Source organism: Halomonas sp. ABH4_019 (assembly GCF_056159885.1).
The window spans coordinates 262,705-276,259 of the sequence record NZ_JBSWWC010000002.1; the positions used below are offsets into that span (position 1 = coordinate 262,705).

The window sequence follows — 13,555 nt, forward strand, 5'->3', positions numbered from 1 at the left end:
GGGGTGTTATCGTCTGAAGGCTCGGCTAGCGCGCCGTTCCTGAGCCTGCCCGATGCCGCATCGAAGGGCGACCTTATACGCGGGCGGCCAGCCTCCCGACGGCGGCGATGGTCTCGTCGCGCTGCTCCCCGGTCGCGTTGGGCATGAAGGTATAGGCGACGGCGATGACCGCGCCGCGATCGCCCGGCCAGCCGATGCCGATATCGCTGGCGTTGCCCACGCCGTTGGTGCCGGTCTTCTCGCCGACCAGCCACGACGATGGCATACCGGCGCGCAGCCGGGCGTCGCCGACCTTGCCCTCGATCATCCAGGACGCGAGCTGGTGCCGCGACGACGGCGTCAAGGCATCGCCCAGCAGCAGGGTGCGTAGCGTCGCCATCATCGCCAGCGGGGTGGTGGTGTCGCGCTCGTCGCCCTCGCGGTCGTGGGTGTTCAGGCCGGGCTCGATGCGGTCCAGCCGGGTGGTCTCGTCGCCGATGGAACGCAGATAGGCGGTGACCGCCTCGGGCCCGCCGACGCTCTCGATCAGCGCATTCGCCGCCGCGTTGTCGCTCCAGGCCACCGCCGCCTGGCACAGTTCGGCGACGGTCAGGCCGGGCTCGCCCAGGCGCTTCTCGGTGATCGGCGTCCAGCCGACGAGATCGCCCTCCTCGATCACCATGCGGCGATCCAGCGACTCGCTGCCCTCGTCCACCCGGGCCAGCACCGCCGCGGCGATGAAGAACTTGCCGGTGCTGTTGAACAGGAACCGCTCATTACCGCGATGGCTCGCCACCGCGCCGGTGGCGACGTTCATCAGCGCCACGCCCACGCGATCGTCCTCCGTGCGCTCCAGTTCCGCCAGTGGCTGGTCGAGATCGGTAGTGGCGGCGGAAGCGGCCGAGGTGGAAGTGGCGGCGAACGCTGGCTGGCCCGCGACGAGCATGGTGCCGGCGGCGGTCATGGTTCCGAGGACCTGGCGGCGTGAGAGGGTCGGCATGGCGGGGCTCCTGAGCAAGATCAGCAGAATCGGATTGAGCAGAGTAGCCGGACGATCAGGCGCGAGGCAAAAAAGAACCCGCCGTGGGGCGGGTTCCGAAAATAACCAGGGTTTGTCGCTCATTTCACACGATGCGCAGAGGCAAAGGTTGGCCGTTGGTCAGCGCCGCGGCCGATGGTGACATCGGCGGTATCGCCCCCTCGACAGCCGCCGGGCACCCTGGCGAAGCCCACGCCACGCACCGCCAAACAGCTTGGCAAACAGGTCGGCCCTCAGTCGGGCATTGCGCTGCTCCACCGCTCGCATCTTCGGATCTGGATTGTGGAAGGCCATCGTCTCCTCCACCGTCGAAAGCACACTGAATGCGTAGCTTAGCAGACACACCGTCCGTGCTTTTCATGGTTGCCCGACAGTCAGCCATCGACCAGGAATCATCGGGGCCTGCCCCTAGTTCCACATGACAAAGCTGTCATCTGCTCGTCAGCGGTTTGACGAGGCGCTCGCGTCACGATGCCGGGACGCGTCGCGTCAACGTCCACCGCCAGTGGAGGCACCACATGCTGATCAACATCGCCAAGCCCAGCGATCTGCGCGAATCCGATGTGACACCGGAATCCGTCTATCTCTCGCGGCGCCGCTCCATGGGCGGCATGGTCGGCCTGGGGGCGGGGCTCGCCCTGTCCGGCCAGGCCCGGGCCAGCGCCGACTATTCGGATGTTCCCAGCGGCGATGCGCCCGCCTGGCTCAAGGAAAAGCTTGAGGCCGCCCGCCGGCGCGCCATCGTGCCGGACGACCCCGAGCAGGACGCGATCGCCCCGTTCGACGACGCCAGCGGCTACAACAACTTCTACGAGTTCGGCACCGGCAAGTCCGACCCGGCCCGCCGCGCCGGCGACCTCGAGACCCAGCCGTGGAGCGTGGTGATCGACGGTGAGGTAAACAACGGCGGCCGCTTCGACCTGGAAGACCTCGCCCGCCCCTCCCGCTTCGAGGAGCGCATCTATCGCCTGCGCTGCGTCGAGGCGTGGTCGATGGTGATTCCCTGGCTGGGCATCTCCCTGGCCGACGTCATCAAGCGCGCCGAGCCCACCGGCAAGGCCCGCTACGTGCGCTTCGAGACCCTGGTCGATCCCGAGCAGATGCCCGGGCAGCGCTCCTCGTTCGCGCTGATCGACTGGCCCTACGTGGAGGGGCTGCGCCTGGACGAGGCCATGCACCCGCTGACGCTGCTGGCACTCGGCATGTACGGCCGCGAGCTGCCCAACCAGAACGGCGCGCCTCTGCGGCTGGTGGTGCCGTGGAAGTACGGCTTCAAGAGCATCAAGTCGATCGTGCGCATCTCGCTGGTGGAGGAGCAACCGGTCAATTCCTGGCAGCGGATCGCCCCGGAGGAGTACGGCATCTACGCCAACGTCAATCTGCGGGTCGACCACCCCCGCTGGAGCCAGGCCAGCGAACGGCGCCTGCCCAACAGCCTGTTCAGCCCCAACACCATCGATACCCGGATGTTCAACGGCTACGCCGACGAGGTGGCGGAGCTGTACGCGGGCATGGATCTGCGGGAGCACTTCTGATGACGGCGCAGGGCAAGTGGCGGCTGTGGCGCGGTGGGGTGTTCCTGGCGGCGCTGACGCCCCTGCTGCTGTGGGGCTGGCAGGTCGCCAACAACGCCGCCGGCCCCGAGCCGGGCCGCTACCTGCTGCTGAATATCGGCCTCGGCGGGCTATGGATGCTGCTGCTCACCCTGAGCCTGACGCCGCTGACCAAACTCACCCGCTGGAAGGGCTTCGCGCTGATCCGGCGGCAGCTCGGCCTCTGGACGCTGGCCTACGCCAGCCTGCACCTTATCAGCTACGCCCTGTTCATCCTCGGGCTCGACTGGGCGATGCTCGGCAGCGAGCTGGTCAAGCGCCCCTACATCATCGTCGGCATGCTCGCCCTGATCGGCCTGGCGGCCCTGGGAGCGACCTCGAACCGCTGGGCGATGCGCCGGCTGGGCAAGCGCTGGAAGCCGCTGCACAGGCTTTCCTACCCCATCCTGGGGCTGATCCTCCTGCACTTCCTCTGGATGGTGCGCGCAGATCTCGGGGAATGGACCCTGTACGCCGTGGCGTCTGCCCTGATCATGGCGACTCGCCTGCCGCCGGTGGCCCGGAGGCTTCCTAGATTTCGTCAGCAGCTCATCAGCAGCTAGTTTGACGGCGGGGGCAGGCAGCAGCAGCGCGGCCGTCAGCCCCTAAGAGCGTGCCCGCGACTAAGGCATTAATTGGGGTCTGTCCCCGATTGGTTCAGGCCTTATCTATTTCAATACGCGAACGTATTTTTGAAACATCCAACCCTATCTGCTCCAAAATACCTTGCATCATTTCAGATGTGCCTACCGCCAAATCATTATAAATATCTGAAATTTCTTGCCAATAATTTTGAGGGTCAACGCCATGAGACTCGGACATAGCCTCGTGATAATCAGACTTTTTAGTATACTCAGCAGCTGCATGCCTTAACTTCTGGAATTTTTTGTCAAGATCATTTGAGATATACAATTGATTTTTTATCAAAATCTCACGCAACCTCTTATATGCGAAAAAGTAATTACCCCCATAATCATCTGCCTGCTCAGCTAAAAAGTCCTCTAGCATATCTTGTATATATTCATTCTCCCAATCAAGAAGATCTTGATACACCTTGATTCTTTTCTTAAAAAAGTCTTGATAGGTATCTATTGAAATCGTGCTGAATATTTCTCGTTCTTTCAGGTTCGTGGTAGCTTTTGCTTTGAATTCTTCTAAAGCATTCACATGTTTTGACTTAAGGTTTTCTAAGTCTTGATTCAAGCTGGCCGTGGTTCTTTTTGAAACTTGATCTATCAAGATTCTCTCAAAGAGCTTAGCGAAAGCGATCAATATTGCCGCGCTACCACCTAATGAAAGTAATAGCGAACTTACTTCTTGAGGTATCAAGATAAATCCTTCCTAAACTGCCAGTGAGCCTAACGTTTTAATTCACAGGCCTGCGTGGCTTTTCGCGCAGGCCCGGTGGAATGAGTGGTTAGCTATTTTCGACCCCGAGAACCAACCTGAACTCGGACTCCAGTTCCTCGAGAGCTGCGGGAACGACCGCTTGAATATCCTTCCATGCGATGTCCTTCACGTCCGTTAGCGTATTCAGTTCATGGTCGTCGTAGTTTCCGAGGTAGAGGTCATACATAACCACTGAACCTTGAATTCCTTGAAGAACCTTCTCGATCTTTTCGCAGGTAAGCGGCGACAAGAATATTTTTGCCTTGAGATACGCCCCATACGTTTGATGAAGTTTTTTCACTGCCTCTGAACTGAGCTTGCGTATATCTTCTGGGTTGCGCGGAGACAATGTATCGAGCACGACACGCGCGGCATGCTGTAGGTCGACGAGTGATGAATACAAACTCTCAATTGCGGTAGCGCGCTTTTGATGAAGCCAACTGACGGCAATTTCCCGTTCCTTCGCTGCCACCTGAAGGCGGGACTTCAGATTCTCAATCTCAGTGTCAGACTCGGCTTTTAGCTTTGCCTTATATGCCTCAATTTCACGATTTAGGCGATTTTCAATAAACTTGGTGGCTAGCCAGCCGGCAGCGCCAATTAGTACCGTGGCACCGCCAAGTAACTTGATAATTTCGAGCATGAGCTCCATGTCCAGATGAAATTGCTAACGCCAGCGTAACGGGCCGGTTTGTGGAGCGGAAGCGGAACAAACCGGCCCCGTTGACGCACTTGTTAAGCCGATTACGCAAGGGCCCTAAGACGCTCTTGCAGACCGTCCTTTAAAGCCCTCATATTTCTAAAAAAGATGACTGGATAATCTTTCAAATCAAACTCTAGGCGGGTGCCATCTCGAGCAATGTATATTGGTATTTTCCCAAGACCCTGAGCGTACCCAGCTTCATAGAACACATTAGGCTTGGAATGCGTAAGGTCTACAATTACAAACTGTGCCTTTTGAATCGACTCGAGAATCCTGTCAGTAATCCTATTATTGTTCTGAACTTCGTCAACGCGCTCGGCATGGATTCCACACTTGGTTGCCGCCTCTTTGATGGAATCTCGAACATCCTCTAATTCTGGATTCTGGGGATCGATTGCCATTGCTATGAAGGCATACCCTTCCTCGTAGTCGGGCTCTTCGGCCACAGCAGGCCCAGGCTCTGGCCGCTCCGGACCGCCTGACATTATTACTCCGATAGCCTCATCTATCATGTCGAAAACAATAGAACTTACATTCATCCCATAAGGCGGGTTGAACAAGGCCTCGAAGGCGTCAACGTTTCGCATTACCAATCCGCCGACAGCAGGTGGTGGCGATACAGTGAATGTTTTGAAGCACCTGGCTTCTAACACCTCTCGCTTCACCCATGTTTTGTTCCTGTTGATCTCGCTCCGAATTTCGGGGTCATAGGACTCAAAGAACTTTTTAACCAACTCCTTAAATTCTTCGAGGCTTTTAACCTTTTCGTCAGCTTCCATATAACCCCCATGATTATTCATTAGGCTTAACGCCAATGTTCAGCGGCCGGTTTGGAGTGCAACGGAAAACCGGTCCGGTAGAGGCCCGCCAGGGCCGGAACGAACTGCAACTACTTGTTAGGATATTACCCCACTACCGAGCCTTCACGCTCGATGAAATCTAGCCATTTCTTGAAATCTTGAGCAGACATCTGTGCCAGCCGATCAATATCCTTATTCGACTTAATTACACCCAACATATTGAAAAGCGCTGCAAACGCAGTGATTTGATAATGGAAAGAAGCTGAAGCGGGACTTTGTAAAAAATCTGACTTTGCTGAAAATGGCGCACCTTCTTGGTAACGAGAAGGCAAAGGCAAATCATCGGGGACACATTCGCCAATTCCTTTCAGCAATTCATGGCAGTTTTCGAGAGAGTATCGAAGCTTCTCGCCGACATAACTCAGAGGAGGCCCGTTTCTTTCTTCACTTTTCTCGTAGGCCTGCCCATTTGTGCTTCTCATAAAATCATCAAATTCCATGCTTCAATCCCTTCTGCCCTGTGGGCCTAACGCCGCCAGCAGGGGAAGAAAAACCAGAGCGAAGCGGCGGTTTTTTTGTCCCTCTGGCTGGCCTTGTTATACCTTTGCGGCATTGATCTCTTTATTTGCAATGGCCACGATTTCACTAAGTGCCTTCTGAAAATGCTGAAATTCATGCTCGTAGATATCAAATTTCGGGTTTTCTTCCCATTTTAAGTACTCTCTATTTCTGAGTTCGGAGAGGACTGAATGTGCTTTTTTTGAAATTACAAATGCACCAATATCTGTAGCTTTCTTTATTCTCCAATGAGCAGCATTATAGGCTTCACGAAATTCATGCTCTTTTTCTTCACTATAACCAGTACCTTGGCCATAGTCTTCTTTGTGTATTTCGCAATGCTGTAGCATGGCATAGAGAGCATTAATAATCTCCGTATAAGCTTTCTCTTGGCGCTCCCACAGCTTTTCCTTTTTAAATTTTCGAATGGCTAAAAGCGAACCGAAGTAGGCCGAAATAAATCCAATGAACACTGGTGTAAGTATTTTGGATAATTCTTCCAATACTATCTCCTGGTTATAACAGGTATTGGATAGCCGGCGCATTATCCCCTTGAACGCGCCGGCACGTTCATTCATGTTATACCGCCCGCCAAGGAAAGCCTAATCCGCTGATTTAACTAAAAATTAATCATACATAGGCGTCATAACACCAATCATCGTGCCTGCGGCATAACACGAGAGGCAGGAAGACACGCTACCGCCCGGGGATAACATCCTTTCCCTGCGACTCCCTTCGCATTGTGCTTTCCTGCTCCGTTCTATCGGCCACTGCCTTGGCGTCTGAAGCCTAGTTAAGCTTAGCCGGATTACGTTTGGCAACAAAAAAGCCTGCCGATAACGGCAGGCTTTCGTATGACGCGGGTGATGCGGTGGGGCTAGGCGGATCTCATCCGCCCTGCCCTGGCGATCACTCCCACTCGATAGTGGCGGGCGGCTTGCTGCTCACGTCGTAGGTGACGCGGGAGACGCCGGAGAGCTCGTTGATGATGCGGTTGGAGACCTTCTCCAGCAGCTCGTAGGGCAGGTGCGCCCAGCGGGCGGTCATGAAGTCGATCGTCTCCACGGCGCGCAGGGCGATGACCCACTCGTAGCGGCGGCCGTCGCCGACCACGCCGACCGATTTGACCGGCAGGAAGACGGCGAAGGCCTGGCTGGTCTTGTGGTACCAGCCGGCGTTGTGCAGCTCCTCGATGAAGATGGCGTCGGCCTCGCGCAGGATGTCGGCGTATTCCTTCTTCACCTCGCCGAGGATACGCACGCCCAGGCCCGGCCCCGGGAAGGGGTGGCGGTAGACCATGTCGTAGGGCAGGCCGAGCTCGAGGCCGAGCTTGCGCACCTCGTCCTTGAACAGCTCGCGCAGCGGCTCGACCAGCTTGAGCTTCATGGTCTCGGGCAGGCCGCCGACGTTGTGGTGCGACTTGATGACGTGGGCCTTGCCGGTCTTGGCGGCGGCGGATTCGATCACGTCCGGGTAGATGGTGCCCTGGGCAAGGAAGTCCACGCCGTCGATCTTGGCGGCCTGCTCGTCGAACACGTCGATGAAGGTGTTGCCGATGATCTTGCGCTTGTCTTCCGGGTCGGCCACGCCCTCGAGCTTGCCGAGGAACAGGTCTTCGGCGTCGGAGCGGATCACGCGCACGCCCATGTGCTGGGAGAAGGTCTCCATCACCTGGTTGCCTTCGTCCTTGCGCAGCAGGCCGTTGTCAACGAACACGCAGGTCAGCTGGTCGCCGATGGCCTTGTGCAGCAGCGCCGCCACCACGGAGGAGTCCACGCCGCCGGAGAGGCCGAGCAGCACGTGGCGGTCGCCGACCTGCTCGCGCACGCGGGCGATCTGGTCCTCGATGATCTGGGCCGGGGTCCAGTTGCGCTCGCTCTGGCAGATATCCAGCACGAAGTGCTCGAGGATGCGCTGGCCCTGCAGGGTGTGGGTCACCTCGGGGTGGAACTGCACGCCGAAGAAGCGCTTCTCTTCCCAGGCCATGGCGGCGATCGGGCAGCTCGGGGTGGAGGCGGTCACGCTGAACTCGGCCGGCACCTGGGCGACCTTGTCGCCGTGGCTCATCCACACGTCGAGCAGGCTACGGCCGGTGTCGTGGTCGATGTGGTCGGAGATGTCCTTGAACAGCGCGGTCTCGACGTCGAGGCGCACCTGGGCGTAGCCGAACTCGCGCTTGTTCGAACCTTCCACGGCGCCGCCGAGCTGCTCGGCCATGGTCTGCATGCCGTAGCAGATGCCGAGCACCGGCAGGCCCAGCTCGAACACGCACTGCGGCGCGCGCGGCGAGCCCAGCTCGGTGACGGACTCCGGGCCGCCGGCGAGGATGATGCCGTTGGGGGCGTACTCGCGGATCTCTTCCTCGGTGATGTCGAAGGCGCGGATCTCGGAGTAGACGCCGATCTCGCGGACCCGGCGGGCAATCAGCTGGGTGTACTGGGAGCCGAAGTCGAGAATCAGGATCTTGTGGGCGTGAATGTCGGTCATCTGGCCATTCCTATACGAGGCGGGCAAAACGGGGAGCAAATTTCGCGGGCCGGAAGCGAAAAGCTGGAAGCCGCCCGGCGGCGCGCTTCCAGCTCATCGTTCTACGGCGTCAGGCTGGCATCAGCCGGCACGATAGTTGGGGGCTTCCTTGGTGATCTGCACGTCGTGAACGTGGGACTCGTTGAAGCCGGCGCCGGTGATCTTCACGAACTCCGGCTTGGTGCGCATCTCCTCGATGTCGCGGCAGCCGGTGTAGCCCATGGAGGCACGCAGGCCACCCATCAGCTGGTGGACGATGGCGCCCATCACGCCCTTGTAGGGCACGCGGCCTTCGATGCCTTCCGGCACCAGCTTCTCGACGCCGGCGTCCTTGTCCTGGAAGTAGCGGTCGCTGGAGCCCTGGGTCTGGGACATAGCGCCCATCGAGCCCATGCCGCGGTAGGCCTTGTAGGTACGGCCCTGGTAGAGCTCGACCTCGCCCGGGGCCTCCTCGGTGCCGGCCAGCAGGCCGCCCACCATCACCGCGCTGGCGCCGGCCGCCACGGCCTTGGCCAGGTCGCCGGAGTAGCGCACGCCGCCGTCGGCGATCAGCGGGATGTTGTAGGGCTTGAGGGCCGCGGCGACGTTGGAGACGGCGGTGATCTGCGGCACGCCGACGCCGGCCACCACGCGGGTGGTGCAGATGGAGCCGGGGCCGATGCCGACCTTGACGCCGTCGGCACCCGCTTCCGCGAGCGCTTTCGCGGCTTCCGCCGTGGCGATATTGCCGCCGATCACCTGGATCTGCGGGAAGTGTTCCTTGATCCAGGCCACGCGCTCGATCACGCCGCGGGAGTGGCCGTGGGCGGTGTCGACGATCACGGCATCCACGCCGGCCTCGGCCAGGGCGGCGATGCGGTCCGGCGTTTCGGGGCCGGTGCCCACGGCGGCGCCGACCAGCAGGCGGCCGTCCTCGTCCTTGGCGGCGTGGGGGAAGGTGCGGGCCTTCTCGATGTCCTGGAAGGTGACCAGGCCGCGCAGGCGGAAGTCACCGTCCACCACCAGCATCTTCTCGACGCGGTGCTCCTGCATCTTGCCCTTGATGACGGCGAGCTCGGTGCCCTCGGCCACGGTGACCAGCTTCTCGCGGGGCGTCATGATGTCGGCCACGCTGTCGCCGTGATTGGGCTGGAAGCGCATGTCACGCTCGGTGACGATGCCCACCAGGTTCTCCCCTTCCACCACCGGGAAGCCCGAGAAGCCGTGTTCCTTGGCCATCGCCAGCAGATCGGCGAGCTTGGCCTTGGGGCCGACGGTGATCGGATCCTTGACGATCACGCTCTCGTGCTTCTTGACCTTGCGCACCTCGGCCGCCTGCTGGGCGATGGTCATGCTCTTGTGGATGATGCCGATGCCGCCTTCCTGGGCCATGGCGATGGCCAGGCGGGCTTCGGTGACGGTATCCATGGCGGCGGAGGCGAGGGGGATGTTGAGGTAGAGGTCGCGGGTCAGGCGCGTCCGGAGGCTGACGTCCTTGGGCAGGACCTCCGAATAGCCGGGAACGAGTAATACGTCATCGAACGTAAGAGCTTCTTGGGCCATACGTAGCATAATCGGCAACACCCAGTGCGCTGGAGGAGGGAGAAGTTAATCGACCATTATAACGGCTCGGGCCGCTTTCCGGCAATCCGGGGGACGATGCCACACGAGGTGCGCTGCCCGGGGCGACCCCGTCGACAAGCCTGCGAGGAAACGCGATAGATACGTCCCTGTAGCTCCCGACGCCATCCATGGCGCAGGAGCTCCTCGTCGGCTTGTCCCCGGCGCCCCTAGTCAGAACCGAAGACCATGATCCCAGCGATTCGTCCTCAGTCGTCGCGCCGGAACTCGCGGCGCCAGCGCGCCAGGAAGGCGTCGCGGCGCTGGGGGTCGACGAAGGCCAGCAGCGAGGCGTTGAGAGGGATCGGGTAGAGCCGCTCGCCCACCTGGTCGCGCAGCCGCGCCGCGGTGTAGGGGCCGATCACGTCGGGGCGCACGCTGAACAGCGGCGTCTCGCCGGCCAGCACCCGCTGGCCGGCGTGGCTGAGCAGGAAGTCGACGAAGGCCTCGGCGGCGGCGGGATGCGGGGCGTCGCGATGCACGAAGGCCATGCGCATCAGCACCAGGGCGTAGTCCTGGGGCACCTGGACGATTACCTCGGGATGCTCATGGGCCCACACCATGGCGTAGGAGCCGAGCAGGTTGTAGCCGAGCCAGTAGCGCCCGTCGCTGATCCCTTTGAGCATCGCGCGGGTGTTGTTCTCCAGATGGGCATCGACCCGCCCCATGCCGGCCACCAGGTCCCAGAAGCGCGGCGTGTAGCGGGCGTCCTGCTGGAACAACGTGTAGCCCACGCCGCTGCCCAGCGGCGAGTAGGTGGTCACCTTGCCGGCGAGCGCCTCGCGCTCGGTGGTCAGCAGGGTGTGCAGGTCTGCGTGGGTCTGCGGCGGCAGCATGCGCCGCGACAGGTCGAGCCGGTAGGCCATGACGATCGGCTCGAAGGTGAAGCCGAACACCTCGTCGCGCCACTTGGCCCAGGCCGGCCACTGGCGCGCCTCGGCGGAGTCCAGGCGCCGCGCATGGCCCTCGTTGACTCGCGCCATCTGCCAGGGCATCGCCGAGCTGATCACCACATCCGGCGCCGGGCCGTCATCGACGACCCGCTCGTCGACCTCCAGGGTCGAGCGGTCGCGGAACTCCAGCGCGATATCGGGGTGGGCGGCGCGGAAGGCGTCGAGCAGCGGCGTGACCACCTCGCGGTCCAGGGCGGCCTCCACCACCAGCGGCGTGGCGGCGCCCGCCGGGGCGGCGAGGCCCAGCAGCGCGATCAGCAGGCCAGCCAGCGGGGAACGGCGGCGGCGGATCATGGCGTCTCCTCCTCGGCGCAGCGCGGCAGATGCAGGCGCACCACCAGGCCGTGGGGCGAGCGCTCGGCGAGGCTCAGCCGACCATCGAAGCGCCGGGCGATGGAGTCGACGATGGCGAGCCCCAGTCCGGAGCCGTCAGTGTCCTGGCGGCCGCCGCGCTCGAAGGGCTGCAGCAGCCGCTCGCGGGCCTCGGCCGGCACGCCGGGGCCGTCGTCCTCCACGTAGAGCGTCAGCGTCTCGGCGTCCCCCGCGAGGCCCAGGGTGATGGTGCTGCCGGGCGGCGTATAGCGCAGGGCGTTGTCGATCAGGTTGCCGAGCAGCTCGCGCAGCGCCCAGGCCTCGGCGCGCACGAGGCACGGGCCGGCCGGCAGTGCGTCCAGCCCCAAGTCGTGGTCGCGGGCCGCCTCGCGGCCGGCCCAGTCGAGCAGCATCTCGCGCAGCAGCGCGGCCAGGTCCAGCGGGGCGACCTCCCCCGCCTCTTCCACGTGGCGCAGCCGCCCCAGGCTCAACAGCTGGCCGGCCAGCCGGCTGGTGCGCGCCGCCCCCTCGTGCACCGCGCCCAGGGCGGCATGCCAGTCGTCGGGCGCCGGGCTCTTCAGCGCCAGCTCGCTAGTGCTCTGCAGCCCGGCCAGCGGCGTCTTGAGCTGGTGGCTGGCATCGGCGGTGAAGCGCAGCAGCGCCTCGCGGCTGTGGCGCTGACGGGCGAACAGGTGGTCGAGGGTCTGGGCCAGCTCGCGCATCTCCTCGGGCACCCGGGCGTCCAGCGGGCGCATGTCGTCGGCCTCGCGCGCCCGGAGCTGGCGGCGCAGCCGGCGCATGGGGCCGAGCGCCACCCGCAGCGCCATGGCCATCAGCGCCCCGGCCAGCAGCACCATGGCCACGAAACGGCTGACGGTGCGCTCGAACAGTTCGTCGGCCAGCGCCGCCCGCCCCTCGCGGGTGTGGCCCACCCAGATCTGCACCGGTTCCTGGGAGACCCAGCCCGCCGAGTCATATTCGCGGCCGTAGAGCCGCCAGGAGGTGCCGTCGACGTCGGCGGTCAGCGCCCGGGGCGCGTGGGCGGCGCGTTCCCGCCAGGCCGGCGCGATGGCGTAGGCCATGTTGGTGGAGACCGCCTCGCCGTCGGCGTCGAGCACCGCGTAGAAGACCCGCTCCTGGTAGCGGGTAGCGAGTATCTGCAGCGCCGCGGCGGGAATCTCCACCACCGGCTCGCCCTGCTGCCACTGCACCGCCTCGGCGATGGTGAGGGCGGCGGCCTCGAGCTGGCTGTCGTAGGCGCGCTGGGCGGCGCGGTGGGCGCTCCACCAGGCCTCGACCATCAGCAGCGCGCCGAGCCCGCTCACCGTGACCAGCAGCCACACCGCCAGGCGACGCTTCAGCGAGCCCGCGACCTCGATCACCCGGCGTCGTCCTCCAGCCGGTAGCCGAGCCCGCGGAAGGTGCGGATGCGCAGCCCGCTGCCCTTGAGCCGCTTGCGCAGCCGGCTGACGTAGACCTCAAGGGCGTTGGTGCCCACCTCGTCGAAGCCGAACAGTCGGCGCTCCAGGGCCTCCCGCGGGGCGATGCTGCCGGCGTGCAGCAGCAGGCCCTCGACCAGCAGCAGCTCGCGGCGCGGCAGCTCCAGCGGCGCCTCGTCGAGGTGGGCGCTGCCGGTCGCCGGGTCGAAGGCCAGCGGCCCATGGCGCAGGCGGTTGTCGCTGCGCTGCTGGCTGCGCCGCAGCAGGGCCCGCACCCGGGCCTCGAGCTCGGCGATCGAGAACGGCTTGGCCAGGTAGTCGTCGGCGCCCAGGTCGAGGCCGGAGACCCGGTCGTCGACGGCGTCGCGAGCGGTGAGGATCAGCACCGGGGTGGTGTCGCCGCGATCGCGCAGCGCCGCCAGCAGCTCCAGGCCGTCGCCGTCGGGCAGACCCAGGTCGAGCAGGATCAGGTCGAAGCGGTCGTGGGCCAGCGCGGCCCGGGCCTCGGCGCGGGTGGCGAAGGCCTCGACGGTGTTGCCCAGCGGGGCCAGGGCGTGTTCCAGGGAGCGGGCGATCAGCGGATCGTCCTCGATGACCAGCAGGCGCATTCGACCAATGTCTCAGAGGGTGGCGGGCAGGATGACAGGTTGATGAAAGGTGGCGGAC

Annotated in this window: 13 protein-coding genes; 2 read left to right on the forward strand and 11 right to left on the reverse strand. The window is 62.8% G+C overall.

Going from position 1 to position 13,555, the window contains the following annotated elements; genetic code table 11:
• Window positions 1–73: 73 nt before the first annotated feature.
• Window positions 74–979: a class A beta-lactamase gene (gene bla, locus ACXAFN_RS08375; protein WP_474987878.1), complete on the reverse strand. Its 906-nt coding sequence runs from the start codon at window positions 977–979 to the stop codon at window positions 74–76.
• A 557-nt stretch (window positions 980–1,536) separates the two neighbouring features.
• Here bla and msrP point away from each other — a divergent pair.
• The gene (gene msrP / locus ACXAFN_RS08380) at window positions 1,537–2,553 is read left to right on the forward strand and encodes a protein-methionine-sulfoxide reductase catalytic subunit MsrP (RefSeq protein WP_474987880.1); all 1,017 of its coding nucleotides are present in this window, start codon (window positions 1,537–1,539) and stop codon (window positions 2,551–2,553) included.
• Entirely contained in the window at window positions 2,553–3,173 is a 621-nt protein-coding gene (gene msrQ / locus ACXAFN_RS08385; RefSeq protein WP_474987882.1) for a protein-methionine-sulfoxide reductase heme-binding subunit MsrQ, read from the forward strand. Before msrP ends, msrQ begins: the two co-directional genes overlap by 1 nt.
• Before the next feature lie 94 nt (window positions 3,174–3,267).
• Here msrQ and ACXAFN_RS08390 read toward each other — a convergent pair whose 3' ends face one another.
• From ACXAFN_RS08390 to ACXAFN_RS08435, 10 genes are all read right to left on the reverse strand, one after another.
• On the reverse strand, window positions 3,268–3,939 hold the full coding sequence (locus ACXAFN_RS08390) for a hypothetical protein (RefSeq protein WP_474987884.1): 672 nt from the start codon (window positions 3,937–3,939) through the stop codon (window positions 3,268–3,270).
• Between the two features lie 88 nt (window positions 3,940–4,027).
• Window positions 4,028–4,642, reverse strand: a complete 615-nt coding sequence (locus tag ACXAFN_RS08395) for a hypothetical protein (RefSeq protein WP_474987886.1) — start codon at window positions 4,640–4,642, stop codon at window positions 4,028–4,030.
• Window positions 4,643–4,743: 101 nt separating this feature from the next.
• Entirely contained in the window at window positions 4,744–5,481 is a 738-nt protein-coding gene (locus ACXAFN_RS08400; protein WP_474987888.1) for a hypothetical protein, read from the reverse strand.
• Window positions 5,482–5,606: 125 nt separating this feature from the next.
• On the reverse strand, window positions 5,607–6,002 hold the full coding sequence (locus ACXAFN_RS08405) for a hypothetical protein (protein WP_474987889.1): 396 nt from the start codon (window positions 6,000–6,002) through the stop codon (window positions 5,607–5,609).
• Window positions 6,003–6,098: 96 nt separating this feature from the next.
• Window positions 6,099–6,638, reverse strand: a complete 540-nt coding sequence (locus tag ACXAFN_RS08410; RefSeq protein WP_474987891.1) for a hypothetical protein — start codon at window positions 6,636–6,638, stop codon at window positions 6,099–6,101.
• 331 nt (window positions 6,639–6,969) lie between these two features.
• Window positions 6,970–8,547, reverse strand: coding sequence for a glutamine-hydrolyzing GMP synthase (gene guaA / locus ACXAFN_RS08415; protein WP_474987893.1), 1,578 nt, complete (start codon window positions 8,545–8,547; stop codon window positions 6,970–6,972).
• Window positions 8,548–8,667: 120 nt separating this feature from the next.
• Window positions 8,668–10,137, reverse strand: coding sequence for an IMP dehydrogenase (guaB, locus tag ACXAFN_RS08420; protein WP_474987895.1), 1,470 nt, complete (start codon window positions 10,135–10,137; stop codon window positions 8,668–8,670).
• A 257-nt stretch (window positions 10,138–10,394) separates the two neighbouring features.
• Window positions 10,395–11,432, reverse strand: a complete 1,038-nt coding sequence (locus ACXAFN_RS08425) for an ABC transporter substrate-binding protein (protein ID WP_474987897.1) — start codon at window positions 11,430–11,432, stop codon at window positions 10,395–10,397.
• Window positions 11,429–12,832 carry a sensor histidine kinase gene (locus ACXAFN_RS08430; protein WP_474987899.1) on the reverse strand — a complete coding sequence of 468 codons (1,404 nt, stop codon included), beginning with the start codon at window positions 12,830–12,832 and terminating at the stop codon, window positions 11,429–11,431. The genes ACXAFN_RS08425 and ACXAFN_RS08430 overlap by 4 nt, the downstream gene beginning before the upstream one ends.
• Window positions 12,829–13,497, reverse strand: a complete 669-nt coding sequence (locus tag ACXAFN_RS08435) for a response regulator (RefSeq protein ID WP_474987901.1) — start codon at window positions 13,495–13,497, stop codon at window positions 12,829–12,831. Before ACXAFN_RS08435 ends, ACXAFN_RS08430 begins: the two co-directional genes overlap by 4 nt.
• Between the last annotated feature and the right edge of the window lie 58 nt (window positions 13,498–13,555).

What these genes read in the sequence shown, in the direction of transcription:
- bla (WP_474987878.1), bottom strand. Translation starts at nt 979, where the DNA reads ATGCCGACCCTCTCACGCCGCCAGGTCCTCGGAACCATGACCGCCGCC.
- msrP (WP_474987880.1), top strand. Translation starts at nt 1,537, where the DNA reads ATGCTGATCAACATCGCCAAGCCCAGCGATCTGCGCGAATCCGATGTG.
- msrQ (WP_474987882.1), top strand. Translation starts at nt 2,553, where the DNA reads ATGACGGCGCAGGGCAAGTGGCGGCTGTGGCGCGGTGGGGTGTTCCTG.
- ACXAFN_RS08395 (WP_474987886.1), bottom strand. Translation starts at nt 4,642, where the DNA reads ATGCTCGAAATTATCAAGTTACTTGGCGGTGCCACGGTACTAATTGGC.
- ACXAFN_RS08400 (WP_474987888.1), bottom strand. Translation starts at nt 5,481, where the DNA reads ATGGAAGCTGACGAAAAGGTTAAAAGCCTCGAAGAATTTAAGGAGTTG.
- ACXAFN_RS08405 (WP_474987889.1), bottom strand. Translation starts at nt 6,002, where the DNA reads ATGGAATTTGATGATTTTATGAGAAGCACAAATGGGCAGGCCTACGAG.
- ACXAFN_RS08410 (WP_474987891.1), bottom strand. Translation starts at nt 6,638, where the DNA reads ATGAATGAACGTGCCGGCGCGTTCAAGGGGATAATGCGCCGGCTATCC.
- guaA (WP_474987893.1), bottom strand. Translation starts at nt 8,547, where the DNA reads ATGACCGACATTCACGCCCACAAGATCCTGATTCTCGACTTCGGCTCC.
- guaB (WP_474987895.1), bottom strand. Translation starts at nt 10,137, where the DNA reads ATGCTACGTATGGCCCAAGAAGCTCTTACGTTCGATGACGTATTACTC.
- ACXAFN_RS08425 (WP_474987897.1), bottom strand. Translation starts at nt 11,432, where the DNA reads ATGATCCGCCGCCGCCGTTCCCCGCTGGCTGGCCTGCTGATCGCGCTG.
- ACXAFN_RS08435 (WP_474987901.1), bottom strand. Translation starts at nt 13,497, where the DNA reads ATGCGCCTGCTGGTCATCGAGGACGATCCGCTGATCGCCCGCTCCCTG.